12 protein-coding genes are annotated in these 17,640 nt (G+C 63.1%); 7 read left to right on the top strand and 5 right to left on the bottom strand.

Annotated features, from left to right (window positions below):
- Window positions 1-21: 21 nt before the first annotated feature.
- The 5 genes from BM167_RS15245 (at window position 22) to BM167_RS15225 (ending at window position 5,299) form a co-directional block, all read left to right on the top strand.
- Window positions 22-921: a 5-oxoprolinase subunit B family protein gene (locus BM167_RS15245; RefSeq protein ID WP_092893591.1), complete on the top strand. Its 900-nt coding sequence runs from the start codon at window positions 22-24 to the stop codon at window positions 919-921.
- The gene (locus BM167_RS15240; RefSeq protein WP_092893590.1) at window positions 921-1,895 is read left to right on the top strand and encodes a 5-oxoprolinase subunit C family protein; all 975 of its coding nucleotides are present in this window, start codon (window positions 921-923) and stop codon (window positions 1,893-1,895) included. Before BM167_RS15245 ends, BM167_RS15240 begins: the two co-directional genes overlap by 1 nt.
- A 155-nt stretch (window positions 1,896-2,050) precedes the next feature.
- Window positions 2,051-2,299, top strand: coding sequence for an acetyl-CoA carboxylase (locus BM167_RS15235; protein WP_092893589.1), 249 nt, complete (start codon window positions 2,051-2,053; stop codon window positions 2,297-2,299).
- A 112-nt stretch (window positions 2,300-2,411) separates the two neighbouring features.
- Window positions 2,412-4,367: a serine hydrolase domain-containing protein gene (locus BM167_RS15230; protein WP_092893588.1), complete on the top strand. Its 1,956-nt coding sequence runs from the start codon at window positions 2,412-2,414 to the stop codon at window positions 4,365-4,367.
- A gap of 134 nt (window positions 4,368-4,501) precedes the next feature.
- Window positions 4,502-5,299 (top strand): DUF7847 domain-containing protein, encoded by a 798-nt coding sequence (locus tag BM167_RS15225; protein ID WP_092893587.1) that lies wholly within the window; start codon window positions 4,502-4,504, stop codon window positions 5,297-5,299.
- A gap of 138 nt (window positions 5,300-5,437) precedes the next feature.
- Here the strand turns inward: BM167_RS15225 and BM167_RS15220 are convergent, their stop codons facing one another.
- Complete coding sequence (locus BM167_RS15220; protein ID WP_092893586.1) at window positions 5,438-7,492, bottom strand: histidine kinase N-terminal 7TM domain-containing protein; 2,055 nt, start codon at window positions 7,490-7,492, stop codon at window positions 5,438-5,440.
- Between the two features lie 392 nt (window positions 7,493-7,884).
- Between BM167_RS15220 and BM167_RS15215 the strand changes: the two genes are divergently transcribed.
- Entirely contained in the window at window positions 7,885-11,787 is a 3,903-nt protein-coding gene (locus tag BM167_RS15215) for a PAS domain S-box protein (RefSeq protein WP_092893715.1), read from the top strand.
- A 421-nt stretch (window positions 11,788-12,208) separates the two neighbouring features.
- The gene (locus BM167_RS15210; protein ID WP_092893585.1) at window positions 12,209-14,104 is read left to right on the top strand and encodes a serine hydrolase domain-containing protein; all 1,896 of its coding nucleotides are present in this window, start codon (window positions 12,209-12,211) and stop codon (window positions 14,102-14,104) included.
- A gap of 116 nt (window positions 14,105-14,220) precedes the next feature.
- Here BM167_RS15210 and BM167_RS15205 read toward each other — a convergent pair whose 3' ends face one another.
- The 4 genes from BM167_RS15205 to BM167_RS15190 form a co-directional block, all read right to left on the bottom strand.
- The gene (locus BM167_RS15205) at window positions 14,221-15,678 is read right to left on the bottom strand and encodes a multicopper oxidase family protein (protein WP_177213391.1); all 1,458 of its coding nucleotides are present in this window, start codon (window positions 15,676-15,678) and stop codon (window positions 14,221-14,223) included.
- On the bottom strand, window positions 15,675-16,061 hold the full coding sequence (locus BM167_RS15200) for a DUF302 domain-containing protein (RefSeq protein ID WP_092893584.1): 387 nt from the start codon (window positions 16,059-16,061) through the stop codon (window positions 15,675-15,677). The genes BM167_RS15205 and BM167_RS15200 overlap by 4 nt, the downstream gene beginning before the upstream one ends.
- 219 nt (window positions 16,062-16,280) lie before the next feature.
- On the bottom strand, window positions 16,281-16,997 hold the full coding sequence (locus tag BM167_RS15195) for a DUF2270 domain-containing protein (RefSeq protein WP_092893583.1): 717 nt from the start codon (window positions 16,995-16,997) through the stop codon (window positions 16,281-16,283).
- Between the two features lie 168 nt (window positions 16,998-17,165).
- Window positions 17,166-17,640: DsrE/DsrF/DrsH-like family protein (locus tag BM167_RS15190; RefSeq protein WP_218153815.1), on the bottom strand; the 475-nt coding region annotated here is incomplete at its 5' end.

Raw genomic sequence — 17,640 nt, 5'->3', positions numbered from 1 at the left:
GCGGGTAATTCTGCCACAGAGATGACAAACGGTATCCAGCGACGAGAACTCTCCTCGCCGCGATACGAGTACGGTGGAGACGACCACGTCTTCGTCGAACTCGCCGAGGACATGAGCTTCGACGCGAACTTCGAAGCGCAGGCGATCACCCAAGAGATCCGTCGCCGTGACCTCCCCGGTATGATCGAAGTGGCCCCCGCGAACGCGTCGTATATGCTCCACTTCGATCCGGGCGAACTCCATCCCGACGACCTCATCGACGAACTCAAACGGATTCGCGAGGAGATCGACCTCACCGAGTACACGTGGAACGCGAACGTCATCGACATCCCCGTACTGTACGACGACCCCTGGACTCACGAGACGCTGATGAAGTTCCGCGACCGACACCAAGACCCCGACTCGACGGATTTGGAGTACTCGGCCCGTATCAACGGCTTCGACAGCGTCGACGACTTCATAGACGCGCACGCCGGCGCACCGCAGATGGTGACGATGGTCGGCTTCGTCCCGGGACTGCCGTGGACGTTCCAGATGGTGCCGCGGGAGCGACAGATCGAGGTTCCAAAGTACGTCCAACCGCGGACCGAAACGCCCAGCCGTGCGGTCGGTTACGGCGGCGCGTTCACCGCCATCTACCCCGTCGAGGGCGCGGGCGGCTACCAACTCTTCGGGCGGACGCCCGTCGAGGTGTTAGACGTCGATCAAACGCTGGACGACTTCCACGACTCGATGGTACTACCGAATCCCGGTGACATCCTCAACTACCGGCGTATCGACCGCGAGGAGTACGACGCCATCCGCGAGGAGGTCGAAAACGGGACGTACGAGTACAACATGGGGACCATCGACTTCCAACCCGAGGAGTTCTTCGCGGACCCACAGGGGTACAACCAGCGCATCACGGAGGTGCTCGACTGATGATTCGAGTAGTCGAACCCGGTCTCTCGACGACGGTCCAAGACACCGGCCGCTTCGGCCACTACCACATCGGGATGCCGCCGTCCGGTGCGATGGACCAGTACGCACACAAGGCCGCGAACTACGTCGTCGGGAACGACGAAACCGCGGCGACGCTCGAAATGACGTACGCGGGGCCGGACCTCGAATTCGAAGAAGACGCCGTCATCGCGGCGACCGGCGCCGATATGGAACCGAAGATCGACGGCGAGGAGATTCCGATGTGGACGGCGGTCCGGGTCGAGGCCGGCGACGTACTCTCGTTCGAATTCGCGACGGAAGGCGTGCGCTCGTATCTCGCTATCGCGGGCGGTATCGACGTCCCGACGGTCATGGAGAGTCGGTCCACGTACACGCTCATCGGCATCGGCGGTCACGAGGGTCGCGCCCTCGAAGAGGGCGACCGGCTTCCCGTCGGCGACGCAGACGGTCACGCGACGGTCGGTGCGGCCGTCGATAGCGCTCGCGTCCCCGACTACGCGGACAACGATACGATTCGCGTCGTAATGGGACTCTGTGACTATCGGCTGACCGACGAGGGGCGCGAACGACTGCTCGGAACGGAGTGGAAGATCAGCGACGAGGCGGACCGCGTGGGCTGTCGGCTCACCGGCGGTCCGGATATCCAAGAGATGTTCGAGAAGCGCGAACAGCCGTTCGGTGCGGGACCGGACCCCACGAACGTCGTGGACCTCGGGTATCCGGTCGGTTCCATCCAGATGGCGGGCCAGCCTATCGTTCTGATGCGTGATGCCGTGACCGGCGGCGGGTACGCGACGGTCGGGACGGTCGTCAGCGTCGATCGAAATCTGCTCGCGCAGGCGCGAACTCACCGCAACATCACGTTCGAGGCCATCGACGTGGAGGAGGCGTTAGAGGCTCGCTCGGACCACGACGACAGACTGGACGCGATTCGAGCGAACTTCCTCGACTAGCCGCCGATCCGAGGAGATCGCGTCCAAGCCCGACGGGCGATATCGGGCCGTTCTCCGTCTTCGGCTCGAATCTGAACGGAGAGACCCGGTCCTACCTTCGAGTGGACCGTGTCCGGTAGCTATATCTGTGTCGGGAGTCCAGATTCGCCAACGATATGACAGAGCGAACAACGGTGACAGCGCCGATGCCGGGCGTATTCTACCGCCGGCCGGACCCGGAGGAACCGACGTTCGTAGAGCCCGGAGACGCCGTCGAGAGCGACAGCGTAATCGCCCTCATCGGCGTCATGAAGAACTTCCACGACGTCACCGCCGACGCGGACGGCGAAATCGTCGAGTTCCTGACGGAACACGAACAGGAGGTCGATGCGGGCGACGAACTCGCCGTCATCGAGGTTTCGTAGCGACCCGGCGTCCGACCGCGTTTCAGCGAGACGCGCGAGAGACGAAACCGCGGTCGGCGAGAGAGACCCCGCGTAGGTGGTTTTTTCCTCTCACGGCCAGATACCCGGAGTGATGCGACGTTCGCCCTCCCGGCGCCGGTTTCTTGCGGGAATCGGTGCTGCGTCGACCGCCGCACTCGCCGGGTCTCCCACGTCAGCCTCGGCCGCACGCCCGCCAGCACCTACGAAACAGCCACTCGACTCCGACATCGAACGACTCGTCGACGAGTTAGTCGAGACGAGTCTGGCCGAACACGACGTTCCCGGTGCCAGTATCGCCGTCGTCTCGGACGGTTCCAGAACCGTGACCAAAGGGTACGGGGTCGCCGACCGGACTACCGAATCCCCCGTCGATCCGGAGGAGACGCCGTTTCGGATCGGCTCCGTGTCCAAGCCGGTCGTCGCAACCGCTCTGATGGAACTCGTCGAATCGGACGTGATCGACCCCGACGCCGACGTCGCCCGGTATCTCGACGTGCCGATAGACGAACGCGAGAACGAAGCGGTCACGCTATCAGACCTCGTCACGCACCGGGGTGGATTCGAGTCGACGAACCGCGGGATGTGGATTCCGAACGAGGACGACCTCCGACCGCTCGAATCGTATCTCCGGAACGACCCGCAGAGACGCGTCCGACCGCCGGGACGGATCGGGTCGTACTCCAACTTCGGCTACGCGCTTGCCGGACAGGTGCTGGCCGCACACGCCGACGAACCGTTCCACCGGGCGATCGACGACCATCTCTTACAGCCGGCTGGAATGACAACGAGCAGTTTCAGACAACCGCTTCCGAGTTCACTCGCGGAGGCGCACGCGACCGGATACGGCCCCACGGAGAGATACCGACAGGGCGAGTTCCCCCTCCTCGGGCTACGACCGGCAGGATCGATGTCGGCCACGGCGAGCGATATGGGACGGTTCCTCGAACTCCATCTGAACGACGGCGTCCTGGACGGTGAACGGGTCCTCGGTCGAGGAACGATCGGTGCGATGCACGAACGGTGGGCGACGCACCACGACCGCCTCTCCGGGATGGCGTTCGGGCTGATCGAGAAGTTCCGCGGAGACGTCCGAACGCTCTGGCACAACGGTGCGACACTGTCGTTTTACAGCCATCTCGTACTCGTCCCCGAGTACGATTTCGGACTGTTCGTCTCGTTCAACGCCCCCGCAGGGAGTGCCGCAGCGACCGACGTGGTGGACGGCGTCCTCGACGAACTACTCCCAAACCCGGAGACGGCGTCGCGTACGCCCGACGGACCGCCGCACCGCGCCGACGAAATCGCAGGCACGTACCGATCCACACAGCGGTCGCACACGTGGCACGACCGAGTAACCTCCGCTCTGAACGCAGCCACTATCGACGTGCACTTCGAAGACGACGGCACGCTCGTCACCGACCGGGACACCGAGACTGAGCGGTGGGTCGAAATCGAACCGCTCGTGTTCGAGCGAACCGACGGGAACCGGCGGATCGCGTTCGGCCGAGAGGAAGGCGCGATACGGTACCTGTTCTACGGCGGGAGCCCGACGGCGTTCGCCCGAGTCGAGGGGTTAGACCGCCTCTCCGTTCACGGGATGGTCGTCGCCGCAACCGTACTGGGAACGCTGTCGGCTCTCGTCGGTTGGCCGGCGTCTGCGCTGTATCACCGCGTTCTGACGGGCGGCGAGAGCGCACCGCAGAGTTGGCAGACTGCAGTCACGAACGACGTCGTCAGGGCGAAACTCCTCGCTATCGGGTCGATCGGTGTTCTGTACGTTTCGTCGTTCACGATCGTCGTACATTTTCTCGCGACCCCGCTCGTAGTGCTGTCTGACCCGCCGACCACGTTCCGAGCGTTGTTCGTCGGAACGAGTCTCGGTGCGGTCGGCACCATCGCGACTGCCGGAGTCGCGGGTTACGGTTGGATCTGCGAGGACTGGGACCTGTTCACTCGCACCCACTACGCGGTCGTCACCGCGTCACTGGTCGGTATCTGCTGGCTCCTCTGGTACTGGAATCTCCTGTTTCCCCCGGGGTTAGTTTGAGGCCTGCGGGAGCTTTCGACCTCTCGAACACACCCGACTGTCCCGTCTCGGCGGCCGTGAGTGGTGACTTCCGTCGTAGCTCGGAGAGTTATCTATCGAGAAACACTTTTGAGGCACGCGAGGGAGGGTGTGGTATGGCCCTCCTGAACGCCCTCCGCCGGACGCCGAGTGCCCTCCGTCGAAATCCGGTCGTGTTCGTTCCGATACTCGTACTCTCGCTGTTTCAGGTACCGCAGTTGGCGCTCCAAGCGGTCGATCCGTTGCTCAGTAGTCTCGTCTCGCTCGGATTGTCGCTCGTGTTCGTCCTCGTCATGCCGTTCTTCCAAGGCGGGATAATCGCGATGGCGGACGAAGCCCTCGACGGACGGACGGCGTTACGGACGTTCGTCGACGGCGGCAAGGCGCACTACGTCTCGATTCTCGTCGCGTACCTCGCTTTGATGGCGGTCAACTTCGTTCTCGGGATGATCGCGTTTTTCGCCGGGACGTTCGGTATCGCGTTCATCCTCGGGAGTGGCGGCCTCGCCTCGGCGAACGTCGCCGCCCTCGCAACCGTCGGAATCATCGTCGCGGTCGTGGTACTTCTGTACCTCCTGGTCCTCTTTTTCGTCCAGTTTTACGGCCAATCGATCGTCATCGAAGATACGGGCGCCGTCGGTGGACTCAAACGCAGTGCATCGGTCGTTCGAGCACACCTCGCGAGTACGCTGGGGTACTCGATCCTGGTCGGGGTTCTCGGAGGGGTGTTCGGCGGCATCGTCGGCGTCTTCTCGCTCCTGTTGTCGCCGCAGTCGGCGGCGGCGTTCCACCTCCCGGCCCTTTCACTCCCGGTCGTGGCTATCGTCGGCGTCCTCGTTCTCCTCGCCGGGACGCTGTTCGGCGGCTTCTTCTCGGTGTACTCCGTGGCGTTCTATCGGGAACTCACGGGCTGAAACGCCGTCGGTGCTCCGACGTGTGCGCGGGCGGGACGGTCCAGACCACCCCGCGTGCTACGAGGAGATGCGAACGCACCGACGAGAGATGTTTCAGTTCGGCGGCGTTCTGCTCGCCGTCGGCCGATAGAGCCGAGATTAAGCCATCTGGGTTCGTTTCTCGACCAGAACCTCGTCGCAGTCGATTTCGAACCTCGCTCCTCCATCGTCGCCGTCCGTGAGCGAAATCTGCCACCCGTGGGCCTGAACGATGTCCGTGACGATTGCGAGACCGAACCCCGTTCCGTCCCGACTCGTCGTGTACCCCTGTTCGAACACCCCCTCGCGTTTCTCTTCGGGGATGCCCGTACCGGTATCCTCGACGTAGAACCCGTGCCCTTCGTCTAAGCGACCGACTCTGACGGTCAGATCGGCCGAATCGTTGTGCTCGACGCTGTTTCGGAACAGGTTCTCGAATACGTTGAGGAGGCGATTGCGGTCACATTCCAGTTGCAGAGTCTCCGTGACCGCGAACGTCGCCCCCCCCGTGTCCACGGTCTCCCACGCGTCACGGCCGATCGTTTCGAGATCGACCGATTTCGTTTCGGTCACCGCCTCACCGGACCGAGCGAGCGTGAGCGAATCGTCGATGATGTCCTGCATCCGATCGAGTTGACGGTCGATTGTCTCGATGGAGCCGTTGTCTCCGACGTCCGCCTCGAGGATGTCGAGGTGACCGATAGCGACGTTCAGCGGGTTTCTGAGGTCGTGAGAGACGATTCCGGCGAACTGGTCGAGCCGTTCGTTCTGCCGCATCAGCTTTCGTTTCTGTCGCTGCTTTTCGGTCACGTCGCGGGAGTTCAAAACGATACCCTCGACGAACGGGTCGTCGAGGAGGTTCCTCGCTCGCACCTCGATCACTCGCCACTCGCCGTCGCAGTTACGGAACCTCACCCTGTACGTGCTGATGTATCCGGGTTCGTCGACGTTCTCCGATAGCCCTTCGACGATATCCGCTTGGTCGTCGGGGTGGATGCGTTCGGCGACGTTTTCGCCTATCAGTTCGTCGGGTTCGTAGCCGAGTATCTCTTCGATCGACTGGCTGACGTGCGTTATCGTTCTATTCTCGTCGAGTACCGCAACCATGTCCGAAGACCGCTCTATGAGCCGTTTGAACCGCTCTTTGACGATGTGGCGCTCTGTGACGTCACGGTAGATGAACAGCCACCCGATCTCCGTTCCGGTCCGGTCGGTCAACACCGTCCGGCTGATATCGAAAAACTGCAACGTGTCGTCGATCTCGATGGTCACGTCGGTATCGGAGTCGTCATTGCAGTCCTTCAACGACCCGTAGGCGGGAATCACGTCGGCGGCGGACCGCCCGATGACCTGTCTCTCCTCGTCGTCGAGGAGTTCAATACCGGCCATGTTCACGTCGACGACCCGGCCGTCGACGTTGACGACGAAGACCGGGTCGACCATCTCGTCGACGAGGGTATGCCTCGCGACGGGGACCAAATCGAGCAGGTCGAACCGAAACAGCGCGATCGCGAAGACGATTCCGGTAATCGTGTACGCGAACGCTGCCGGGTCCAACGCCGCCGCTGGGTTACCACCGTCTAAGAGCACCATACTACCCGCGAGCGGAACTATCCCCCCGGTCAGCATCAGTGCGACTTGGACGCGGTATCGTCCGCCTCTGTTGATTCCGACGAGCGCGATGAGCGCGTACGTCACGAGTATCAGCGCGTACTCGTACGCGATGGTCAACCCAACGAGCGGAGTATCCACGCGCTCTATCGTCGCCAACGGCGGCCCCCTAATGAACCCGTCTACGGTCCACAACAGATCGTGCGCTGGCGCAGTCACGACGAGTACGAAGACGGTGACCGGCCAAACGAGCAACAGCGCCCAGTGGCGCCGATCGAGAAGCGAGTTTCTCCCGGTGTATATCAACCCGAACCAAAGCTGAGTCGGTCCGAGTGCGAGAATCCCGGCGTACTTGATCGTGGTACCGATCCGGTAGGCCGACAGGGTCACGCTTGCTGCCCGAACGGCGGCCCCGAACGCGTAGAGCGACACGAAGACCATTATCACGGCGAACGGGACCGCGCCTCTCACCTCCCGTCGGCGAAGAGCGATCGCAGCAATTCCGACGTTGATAACGGAGACGGCGAGTAAAACCCACGTCGGTAGTCCTGGTGCGAATCCCACTACTTCTGATATTATATACTAGAATATTATTTTTTCGCTACCGTTTATCGGCGCTTCGACGGAGCGGTAGAGACCGAGACGGCCGGTGTATTCCGGGTTAGTGACGGAATCCGGTCACGTTCGGACGCCGCGGCTGACCGACGCGAGCTATCCGTTCGTCGAGGAAGAGACTCTCCGAACCGCTAATCCTGACAGTAGGAGATGCGAACCGCGTGACGCGGCCCCGAAACGTTTCACCCCGGCGACATCCTCCCCGGGAGATGCATCGGTCTGCGTTCGACGCCGACCGATTGGTCTCACTCCCGAAACGAACGCGACCGAATCCGGTTCGTGATCTCGGAAACGAGAATTGGCACAAACAATTGATAAAGCCACCCGAGGTAACAAAGATCATGAGTCAGATGGATGGGGGTAGTTCCGACGCGATTCACGTCCTCTACGTGAACGGCGACGCTGACTTCGCCGAGTTGGCGCGGACGAAGCTTCTGACCTCCTCTTCGGAGTTCGAGGTCACGACTGCCGCTACCGCGGAAACCGCGCTCGATCGGCTATCGACCGCTGCTGTCGATTGTGTCGTCTCCTCCTACTCACTGCCGGACGGAACGGGCATCAGCTTCCTAGAGCGACTCCGATCCGAACGGGAAGAACTGCCGACGATCTTGTTCACGGGACGGGGGAACGAACAGATAGCCGGCGAGGCGACGCGAGCGGGTATCTCCGATTACATCCCGATCCGTGCGGACCAGGATAGCTTCGGGTTGCTCGCGCGCCGCATTCGAACGCTCGTCGAGGCGGCCCGAAAGAAATCGATCGCCGACCGGATCTCCGATCGGTTTCAGCGCACGCTCGAACGGGCGACTGACGCGATCTACGCCGTCGACGACGAGTGGCGAGTCGAGTACATGAACGAGAAGATGGCAGAACGTGTCGGCCGCGACCCGGACGCCGTCATCGGTTCCACACTCTGGGAAGAGTTCCCGTCGATCGTCGGAACGGAGATCGAAGACCGATACCGAACCGCCATGCGGACCGGCGAACCGGTGTCTTTCGAACAGCGCCTGGAAGATCCGTCCGACTCCTGGATCGAGATACGAGTCTTCCCGGACGACGACGGCCTCACCGTCTTTTCGCGCGACATCACTACGGAGCGGAAGCGAGAGGAGAAGCTAGAGCGCAGCGAAGCGATCCTCGAAAACATCCACGACATCGTGTTCGTCGTCGACGAGGAGCGTACGATCGACTTCGCGAACGGAGCCGCGAGACGGCTGATATCCGGGAACCAGTCGGCTCAGATCGCGGGCCGACGGTTAGAGACGGTCGTGGGCGACCGTATCAGCGAAGCCGATACGGAGCGGTTTTCGAAGGCTGTCGACTCGACGTTCGACGAGATGACGGGCGATGGTGGCCTCACGGGGTTGTACGACGCGGACCTACAGCTCGATATCACGGCGGGGAGCGACGAACGGACGTTCGACGTCCGCGTCACGCCGTTTCGGAACGGGGCGAGTCGTCACGCACTCGTCGTCGCTCGCGACGTTACAGAACAGAGCAAAGCCAAACGACAGTTGGAGAGAGAGCGTGACGCGCTCCGAGAACTTCAGACCGTCATGGCAGAGAGCGGTGTCTCGGCCGAGGCGCGCCTAGAGGAGCTTTTGAAAGTCGGCTGCCGGACGCTGAATCTCGAAATCGGAATCGTCTCACGGGTTCGAGACGGCGATTACACGATCGAGGCAGTGCACGCGCCGGACGCTGAGATCGAACCCGGAGATCGGTTCGATCTCGGATCGACCTACTGCGAGAAGGTCGTAGGCGAGGACACGGTCTGTTCGTTCACGGACGCAGCCGTCGATGGAAACGAGACGCACCCCGCCTACTGCGAGTTCGAGTTAGAGTCGTATATCGGCGTGCCGCTCTCCGTCGACGGTGACCGCTACGGAACGGTCAACTTTTCGAGCCCGACGACGCGAGTCGCTCCGTTCGGAGCGGTCGAACGAACGTTCGTCGAACTACTAGCGGAACTCGTGAGCGCCGAGATATCGCGGGGTCAGGACCGAACCGAACTCGAACGTCAGGAGTTCCTGTTCGAGCGAGTCCAAGAGCTCGCAGATATCGGCGTCTGGGAGTACTTCCCGTCGATGGACGGCCTCGACTGGTCCGACGGCGTCCGCCGGATTCACGGCGTCGACGACTACGAACTGTCTCTCGACGACGCGATCGACTTTTACCACCCCGACGACAGGGAGCAAATCACCGAGGCGGTCGAACGGGCGATCGATGACGGGGAGTCCTACGACCTCGACCTCCGAGTGGTTCGACCCGACGGTGACACCCGCGACGTTCGAGCGTGGGGGGAACGCGTCGACAGCACACGACACGAAGAGCCTCTGCTTCGGGGGGTGTTTCAAGACATCACGGAGCGGAAAGCGCAGGAACGCGCATACCGAGAACTCGCCGAAGAGTACGAGGCCCTGCTCGACACCTCCGGCGACGCGATATTCTTGCTCGACGTCGACGCGACGGGCGGGGGGATGTCGTTCGAGTTCGCTCGGCTCAGTCCCGGATACGAGACGCAGACCGGACTCACGACCGAGGCGGTTCGAGGACAGACGCCGCAGGAAGTCTTCGGTGACGAACGAGGCGCGCAACTCGATGCGAACTACGCTCGATGCGCGAAAAAACGCGAACCGATCTCCTACCGCGAAGAGCTGGATATCGGCGACGATGCGCGGTTCTGGGATACGAGCCTCGCGCCCGTCATCGTCGACGGCGAAATCGTCCGTATCGTCGGCATCGCTCGGAACGTGACCGAACAAGTCGAACGAGAGCACGACTTGGAGACGACGAACCGGCGGCTCGAATCGCTGATCGAGGCGACACCCCTCACCGTCATGGAAGTCGATGCAGACGGCACCGTCACCCGCTGGAACGACGAGGCCGAGAACATGTTCGGTTGGTCTCGGGAGGAGGTACTCGGCGAGTTCAATCCGATGGTCCCGGACGACCAGCACGCGGAGTTTACGTCTCACCGACAGCGCGCCCTCAGCGGCGAGCGGATTCGTGGAAAAGAGATACAGCGAGAAACCAAAGGCGGCGAGCAGTTGAATCTGCTCTTGTCCGTCGCCCCGATCAGCAACCCCGACGGGGAGATAACGAGCATCCTTGCGGTGTTAGAGAACATCACCGAACAGAAACAGCTAGAGCAGAAACTCCGCTCGCTTCAGAGGACTTCCCAGTGCCTCAGTAGGGCACAGTCGAGCGACGAAATCGGGAACATCGCTCTCGAAGCAGCCGTCGATATTCTCGGGTTCGAACTCACCGGAATTTGGGAGTATTCCGGCAAAACCGACACGCTCGTTCCACTGGCTTCGAGCGCAGCCACGGAAGAACTGCTCGGCGAGTTGCCGCGATTGGAAGCCGGAGAGAGTCTGGCTCGGAAGGCGTTCGAGGCGTCCGAGTTGCGTATCTACGACGATCTCCGCGCCGAGGTGGGACTCGGCGGGTCCGACAGCGCTCTCAAGAGCGGCCTCTTCGTTCCTCTCGGCGAGTTCGGACTCGTCGCGGTCGGAACGTCCTCCGAGCGGACGTTTTCGGGCACGGACACGGACCTCTTCCAGATTCTCGGTGCGACCGTCGAGGCGGCGTTCGCGCGTGCGAACCGCGAAGCGGAACTGCAGCGACAGAACGAACGGCTCGACGAGTTCGCCAGCGTCGTCGCCCACGACCTCCGGAATCCGCTGTCGGTCGCCATCGGCTTTCTGGACGTCGTCGAGGAGACGGGCGACCTCGAGCATCTGTCTCGGATCGAGTCGGCGCACGACCGCATGGAACGGTTGATCGACGACCTCCTCACGCTCTCGCGCGGCGAGACCACGATCACCGATACGGAGCAGACCGACCTCGTGGCGGTGACGACGGAGGCGTGGGGGTACGTCGATACCGCCGACGCGACGCTGACCGTAACTGACGCAGTTCCGACAGTGGCCGGCGATGGAAGTCGGTTGACGCAGTTGTTCGAGAACCTCTTCAGAAACGCGATCGAACACGGGGGTGAAGATGTCACGGTCACCGTCGGGCAGTTACCGGACGGTGACGGGTTCTACGTCGAGGACGACGGTGACGGGATTCCACCAGCGAAGCGCCAAAAGGTGTTCGAACACGGTGTCACCACCAACGCAGGCGGGACTGGCTTCGGACTCTCGATCGTGGCAGACATCGCCAAAGCGCACGGCTGGACCGTTCGCGTGACGGACGGCTCCGACGGCGGCGCGCGGTTCGAGTTCGCGACAGCCGAGTGAGACGCGGTCTCGTCGGTACTCGGGCCGCCGCGGACCGAGAACCCCTCTCCGAACTACTGCTCGGAGCCAGCCGCGAACCGTCGATTCGTCACTGGAGCGACGTACAGCGGCCGGATTCGCGCTGACCGCGGTCGAACGCGCCCACAACCAGGGAGGCGTTCTCGGAGCGACGACGGCCCGTGGGTGGCGCTGTGCCCCGTACAGTGTCGTTCCCCGGCGGGTTGAATGCGAATATCTCGACACGATGTGGGGATTTTACGTCATTCCAGTGACACTGGGTGGACGGAATCTCTGACAGAGGTGTCAGGGCGACTCGGCGTGCCAGACAGCAGAGAACACACGAGTGAGTACTCGACTCGGAGAAGACGGCCCAGTGTCCGCCCGCGAGGCGTGAAACGTCCCACTCACAGACCTCCAACCGATGCCCTCCCCCCTCTCGCGACGAGCGTTCCTATCGCGGTCCGCCGCCGTCGGCGCCGGAACCGCCGTTGCGGAAAGCGGTCTCGCGCGCGGCGAGTCGGCGACTGCGCAGCAGAACAGCCTCGAATCACTCGTCGACGATGCGGCCGACCGCGCGTTGACGAACCACGACGCAGGCGGCGTAACGGTCGCAGTCGTCGACGGCGACACCGTCCTCACGAACGGCTACGGCCACGCGTTTCGGAGCGAAGGCGTCCCGGTCCGAGCCGACGAGACCCTCTTTCGCGTCGGGTCCGTCTCGAAAGTCGCCACGTGGACGGCGGCGATGCAGTTGCTCGACGGGAACCGAATCGAAGCGGACGCGTCCGTCGATAGCTACCTCGACGCTGTCGACATCCCGCGGACGTACGACCGGCCCATCACGCTCGAACACCTCGCTACTCACACCCCCGGATTCGAGGTCCGAAGTAGAGGTGATTCGGTACGGAGTCCCGAGTACGTCCGTCCCCTCGCCGAATCGGTTTCGACGGACGTACCGACACGCGTTCGGCCACCGGGCGAACTTCCCCAGTACACCAACTACGCCGCGGCACTCGCGGGACAGTTGGTAGCGGACGTGACCGGACGCCGGTTCGGAACGTACCTCGCCGAGAGCGTCTTCGAACCGTTGGGGATGACCGAGAGCACGTTCGACCCGGCCCCGCCTGAACTCGTCCCCGCCGACGACACGTCCGTCGAAGACGTCGTGAGCTTTTACTCCGACGTCGCGCCCGCGTCCGGACTCCACACGACCGGGACCGACATGGCGCGTCTGCTTCGAGCGCATCTGAACGGAGGCGTCGTCGACGGAGAGCGAATCCTCTCTGCGAGCGCCGTCGCGGAGATGCACCGGCAGTGGTACACCCCCCACGAGGAGATAGACGGGATGGCCTTCGGCCTCTTCGAGGAGTTCTGCGGCGGGACTCGCCTCGTCCGACACGGGGGGTCCGTCCCGCAGTTCGCCAGCGAGTTCGCACTGATACCGACAGAGGGAGTCGGTCTGTTCGTCGTCGCTCACGGCGACGACGCGTCGGAGGCGAAACAGGAAGTCGTCGATGCAGTCCTCGACCGGTTCGCACCGGTCGAACCGACCGGGAACGCTCTCTCTCCGTCCGGAACGCCGGACCGAGCAGACGAACTCGCCGGACGGTATCGGTCGGTGAACACGACCGACAACGCCACCTCCGAGAAACTCGTCTTCGGTCTCTTGACGAGCCGACCGATCGACGTGCAAGTCACCGACGACGGCCGACTGCTAACCCACCAAGGAGACAGCACCGACGAGTGGGTAGAGGTCGAACCACTCGTCTTCGAACACGTCCAGGAGGATTCGACGCTGCTGTTTCGCGACGACGGCGGCACCGTGACACATCTGTTGGACGGACTGAGTGCTTACGAGAAGGTCGCCTATCACGAGCGGTTGTCGGTACAAGGGTGGCTCGCGGCTATCGCTACCGTGACGGCACTCACCGGACTCGTCGGTTGGCCGATGGCACGCGGATGGCGTCGATTCCGCGGCGGCGATTCACCACCCTCCTCTGCGATTCGTGCCCGATGGATGGCCGGAGCAGGTGTCGCAGGACTCGCGCTGTTCGTCGTCGTCCTCGCCGGTGTCGTCGTCGCGACTGCGTCCATGGAGGGGCCGACACTGTTCAACCGCCCTCCGTCGTGGCTGTGGGTCGTGTTCCTCGTTCCGACTGCGGGTGCCGTCGTGACTGTCGGAGCAGTTGGGTACGCGGCACGCGCATGGTATCGGAGCGAGTGGTCCCTCGCCTCGCGTGTCCACTACTCCGCGGTCGTTGGGGCGGCCGCCGTCCTCTACTGGCTTCTCCACTACTGGAATCTGCTGGCCGTCTGAACCCGGTATCTCGTTTCGGAGCGACGAACGAGCGTCACGAGCGACCCCGGTTCGACGGCGCGGTTTCGTCTCGGCCGTCTCGAAGTCCTGCTCTCGAAACCCGGGGCTTGCTTCGGTTACTCGTACTGTACGACTCGGGCCATTCCCGCGTCGAGATGATAGAGGTTGTGACAGTGAAAGAGCCAGTCGCCCGGGTTGTCGGCGACGAAGTCGAACGTCACCTCGCCCATGTGACCGGGGACGACGACCGTGTCTTTGACCGCGTCCCCGACCTGGAAGAAGTGTCCGTGGAGATGCATCGGGTGGAGGACGGGACTGCGGTTCATCATCCTGACTCGGACGTGTTCTCCCTCCCGGACGGAAAGCGGGTCCGCGTCGGGGTACGCTTGTCCGTCGATCAACCACCGGTTTGACCGACCGCCCGCAGAGAGCGTCAGATCGAAGGTTCGGTCCGGGCTCCCGCCGATCCCGTCCAGCGGCGAAACTGCCCGGAGGTCACCGTACGACAGTCGTCGTCCGTCCGACGACGGCGCAGTCGTCGGGCCGGAGGGGTTGCGGCCGTCGTAGGAGAGAGTCGCCTTCGCCGGCGGTTCGTCGCCGTCGATAGCAGTCGCGCGTATCTCCCACGTTCCCGGAGACTCGGCCTCGACAACCGCGTCGTAGCGTTCGCCGGACCCGAAGACGAACGAGTCCACGGTCACCGGTTCGACCGGGCGTCCGTCCGCGTGTGTGACGGTTAGCGGATGCCCCGCGACCTGAACGCGGAAGGCGGTCGCGCTGCTGGCGTTGACGAACCGAAGCCGAACTCGCTCGCCCTCGCGAACGGTGTACGTCCGGGGGTCGCTCGGGAAGCGTCCGTCGAGGAGAAGTCCGGCGTACGGCGGCCGTTCGTCGGCCCCCATCCCACCCCTCCCACCGGGACCGTCGCCCGTCCTGCCGGGGCCACCGCCCCCCATCGGTCCCCGAGCAGAGTCGGCGTCCGAGAGCGGTCGTGGCGCTCCGTCGAGGTAGTCGTCGGCGACGATAGTGTACTCGCGGTCGTACGTCACGTGGGGGTCGCGTTCCTCGATGATCAGCGGTGCGAGAAGCCCACGGTCGAGTTGAAGACCGGCGTGGCTGTGATAGAAGTACGTCCCCGCCGGTTCCGCCCGGAATTTGTACGTGAACGAGCCACCAGCCTCGACCGGCTGTTGCGTGACGTTCGGAACGCCGTCCATCCCGTTCGAGACGGGAACGCCGTGCCAGTGAATTGTCGTCTCCGCCGGGAGGTCGTTGGCCAGTTCGACTTCGAGTATCTCGCCTTCGGCTACCCGGAGTTCGGGGCCAGGGTACTCTCCGTCGTAGAGCCAGCTATCTTCCGACGCGTCCGCAGCCGGGTGGGCCGCTCCCGGCCTCGCCCGCAACGCGGCGGTCGTGTCGGCCGGAGCTGAGGGGGCCGAGCGGGGGGTTACTGCCGGTGTAGGACCCTCGGAAGTCGAAGCACCGAGACCGGAACACCCAGCGAGCGCACTCGTCCCGATTCCGCCCAACAGCCGGAGAAACCGGCGGCGGCGAGATGGTTCCCGACCGGTCACAGCGACTCGATTACGCGCTCGAATCGGTTGGAGACCTCCGCAGAGATCGATTCGAGGTCCGAATTTCCGGTGATGCCGACGAGTTGCGCCGGTTCCACCGCGCTCACGACGACCGACCCATCGTCTTCCTCGTAGACGATAACGTTGCACGGGAGAAGCGCGCCTAACTCGATTTCGTCTTCCAGCCCCTGATAGGCCAACTGCGGGTTGCAGGCCCCGAGAATCCGATACTGCCGGAAGTCTTCGTCGAGTTTCTTCTCGAACGTCGCTTGGACGTCGATATCGCAGAGGACGCCGAACCCTTCCGCTTCGAGTTCCGAAATCGTCCGCTCGACGACGTCGTCGAACGATCCGTCGGCTCGACATTGTATTGTATAGTCCATACAGCACACGACGAGCCGAACGTGTATTACTGTTTTCGTCGCTCGAACTACAGTCGTGTTTAGTTAGTTGAAATCTCTGCAGTCCCGGTTCAGGTAGTCGTCCGCATCGTCCGTGCCGTGTCCGTTGTCGAACTGTCTCGACGGAGAGGCGCGCCGACCGCGACCGGCGTCCGACCCGACTCCGCCGTACTCGTCACACCGGGAGTCGCCAACCGAGATTCACCGGCGTTTTCGGAGGTCTTCGGTCCGCAGTTCTCCTTTCGCGTGCCACGTCCGCGGCCGGAACGCGACGGCGGTCGCACCGGCATAGAAGACCGCGACGAGTCCGACGACGACAGGCCCCGGAACGGCCCCGATCGCGGCGGTCTCGGTCCACGGTTCGGACGCGAACGCGGTGATTCGGATACTCCACGCTACGAGCAAGACGAGAAAGATGGGAAGGTAGATGCGTCGCAGACGGTGCGCGACCGCTTCTTCGGCTGAAACCTTGAGGGTCGGCGTCCTGTAGTCGCCTCCGAGGTCAGTTCGCCAGTTCTCGTCGGCGAGTCCGCCGTCGGGGTCGAGCCCGTACGCCCAGACGTTCTCTTGGATCGTCCGGACGCGCGTTCGCCAGATGTCGTAGCCCCGATAGCGCCTCGCTTCGATGCCGAGAAAGACCGTGAGCGTGGCGACGCCGACAAGGATGATGTAATGTGGGTGAGAGGGACTGGAGAACGTCCACGTGAGGAGCGCAGCGATCACGATGACCGCCCAGTTAGTCGTGCGGTCGAGGCGTTCGCGCCAGAACTTCATCCGGTGAACCTCGCCCCGGTAGAGGTGGGCCATCGCGGAACTGGGTCCCATCTCTTCGTCTAAAAGACCCGCACCCACGTGTGCGCGGGCCGTCGCTTCCGAGCGGTCGCCGGTATCGTCGTCCGAGTTCGAGTCCGAGTTCATCGTCGGAGCACCGCCGACGTGGTTCCTCTCACATCGAACGCGGAGTTCTTTGTGGACGGGGTAACGACTGCGTCGAGTTCGATTGTCACGCGTTCGTTCAGAGTAGAGGGAATAATATACATTTGACGGCGCGACTCGGGAGTCGTCTCGGTGAAACGGAGGGACCGGTCAGACGAGGAGTTGGATGTCGGCGTCGGCCATGTCTTGGATGGCGGTGGCCGCGCCGACGCCGGTGGTGACGCCGTCGTAGAAGTCGTGTTCGTCGTAGTCCATGAGGTCGATGGTCATCTGGCACGCCTGAAACTCCACGCCCATATCCAGGCTGGTTTCGATGAGTTCCTCGATGGTCGCGGTATCGTTGTCCTCGATTCGCTTCGCCATCATCGTCGTGGTCATGCGGTCCATGCCGGGGAGCGCGCCGACGATGTTCGGGACGGGCATGTTCGGGTTTCCGACGGAACTGAGCTTGAGGTTCTTCGAGCGTTCCTCGTGGAGGATGTCGAGTCCCCAGAACGTGTGGAAGACGGTCACCTCGTAGCCGAACGCGGCGGCGGTGCTGGCGAGGATGAGCGGCGGATACGCCATGTCGAGCGTCCCCTTCGTCGCGATGATGCTCATCTTCTTCGTCTCGTCCTCGGCCGTG

It is taken from the genome of Halopelagius inordinatus, from assembly GCF_900113245.1.
GTDB classification, from domain to species: Archaea; Halobacteriota; Halobacteria; order Halobacteriales; family Haloferacaceae; genus Halopelagius; species Halopelagius inordinatus.
Note: the sequence above shows the minus strand (reverse complement) of the source record. Positions and strands in the feature narration are given on the sequence as shown.

Excerpts from the sequence above, each read along its gene's own strand:
- BM167_RS15245 (WP_092893591.1), top strand. The coding sequence starts at position 22 with ATGACAAACGGTATCCAGCGACGAGAACTCTCCTCGCCGCGATACGAG.
- BM167_RS15240 (WP_092893590.1), top strand. The coding sequence starts at position 921 with ATGATTCGAGTAGTCGAACCCGGTCTCTCGACGACGGTCCAAGACACC.
- BM167_RS15235 (WP_092893589.1), top strand. The coding sequence starts at position 2,051 with ATGACAGAGCGAACAACGGTGACAGCGCCGATGCCGGGCGTATTCTAC.
- BM167_RS15230 (WP_092893588.1), top strand. The coding sequence starts at position 2,412 with ATGCGACGTTCGCCCTCCCGGCGCCGGTTTCTTGCGGGAATCGGTGCT.
- BM167_RS15225 (WP_092893587.1), top strand. The coding sequence starts at position 4,502 with ATGGCCCTCCTGAACGCCCTCCGCCGGACGCCGAGTGCCCTCCGTCGA.
- BM167_RS15215 (WP_092893715.1), top strand. The coding sequence starts at position 7,885 with ATGAGTCAGATGGATGGGGGTAGTTCCGACGCGATTCACGTCCTCTAC.
- BM167_RS15210 (WP_092893585.1), top strand. The coding sequence starts at position 12,209 with ATGCCCTCCCCCCTCTCGCGACGAGCGTTCCTATCGCGGTCCGCCGCC.
- BM167_RS15200 (WP_092893584.1), bottom strand. The coding sequence starts at position 16,061 with ATGGACTATACAATACAATGTCGAGCCGACGGATCGTTCGACGACGTC.
- BM167_RS15195 (WP_092893583.1), bottom strand. The coding sequence starts at position 16,997 with ATGAACTCGGACTCGAACTCGGACGACGATACCGGCGACCGCTCGGAA.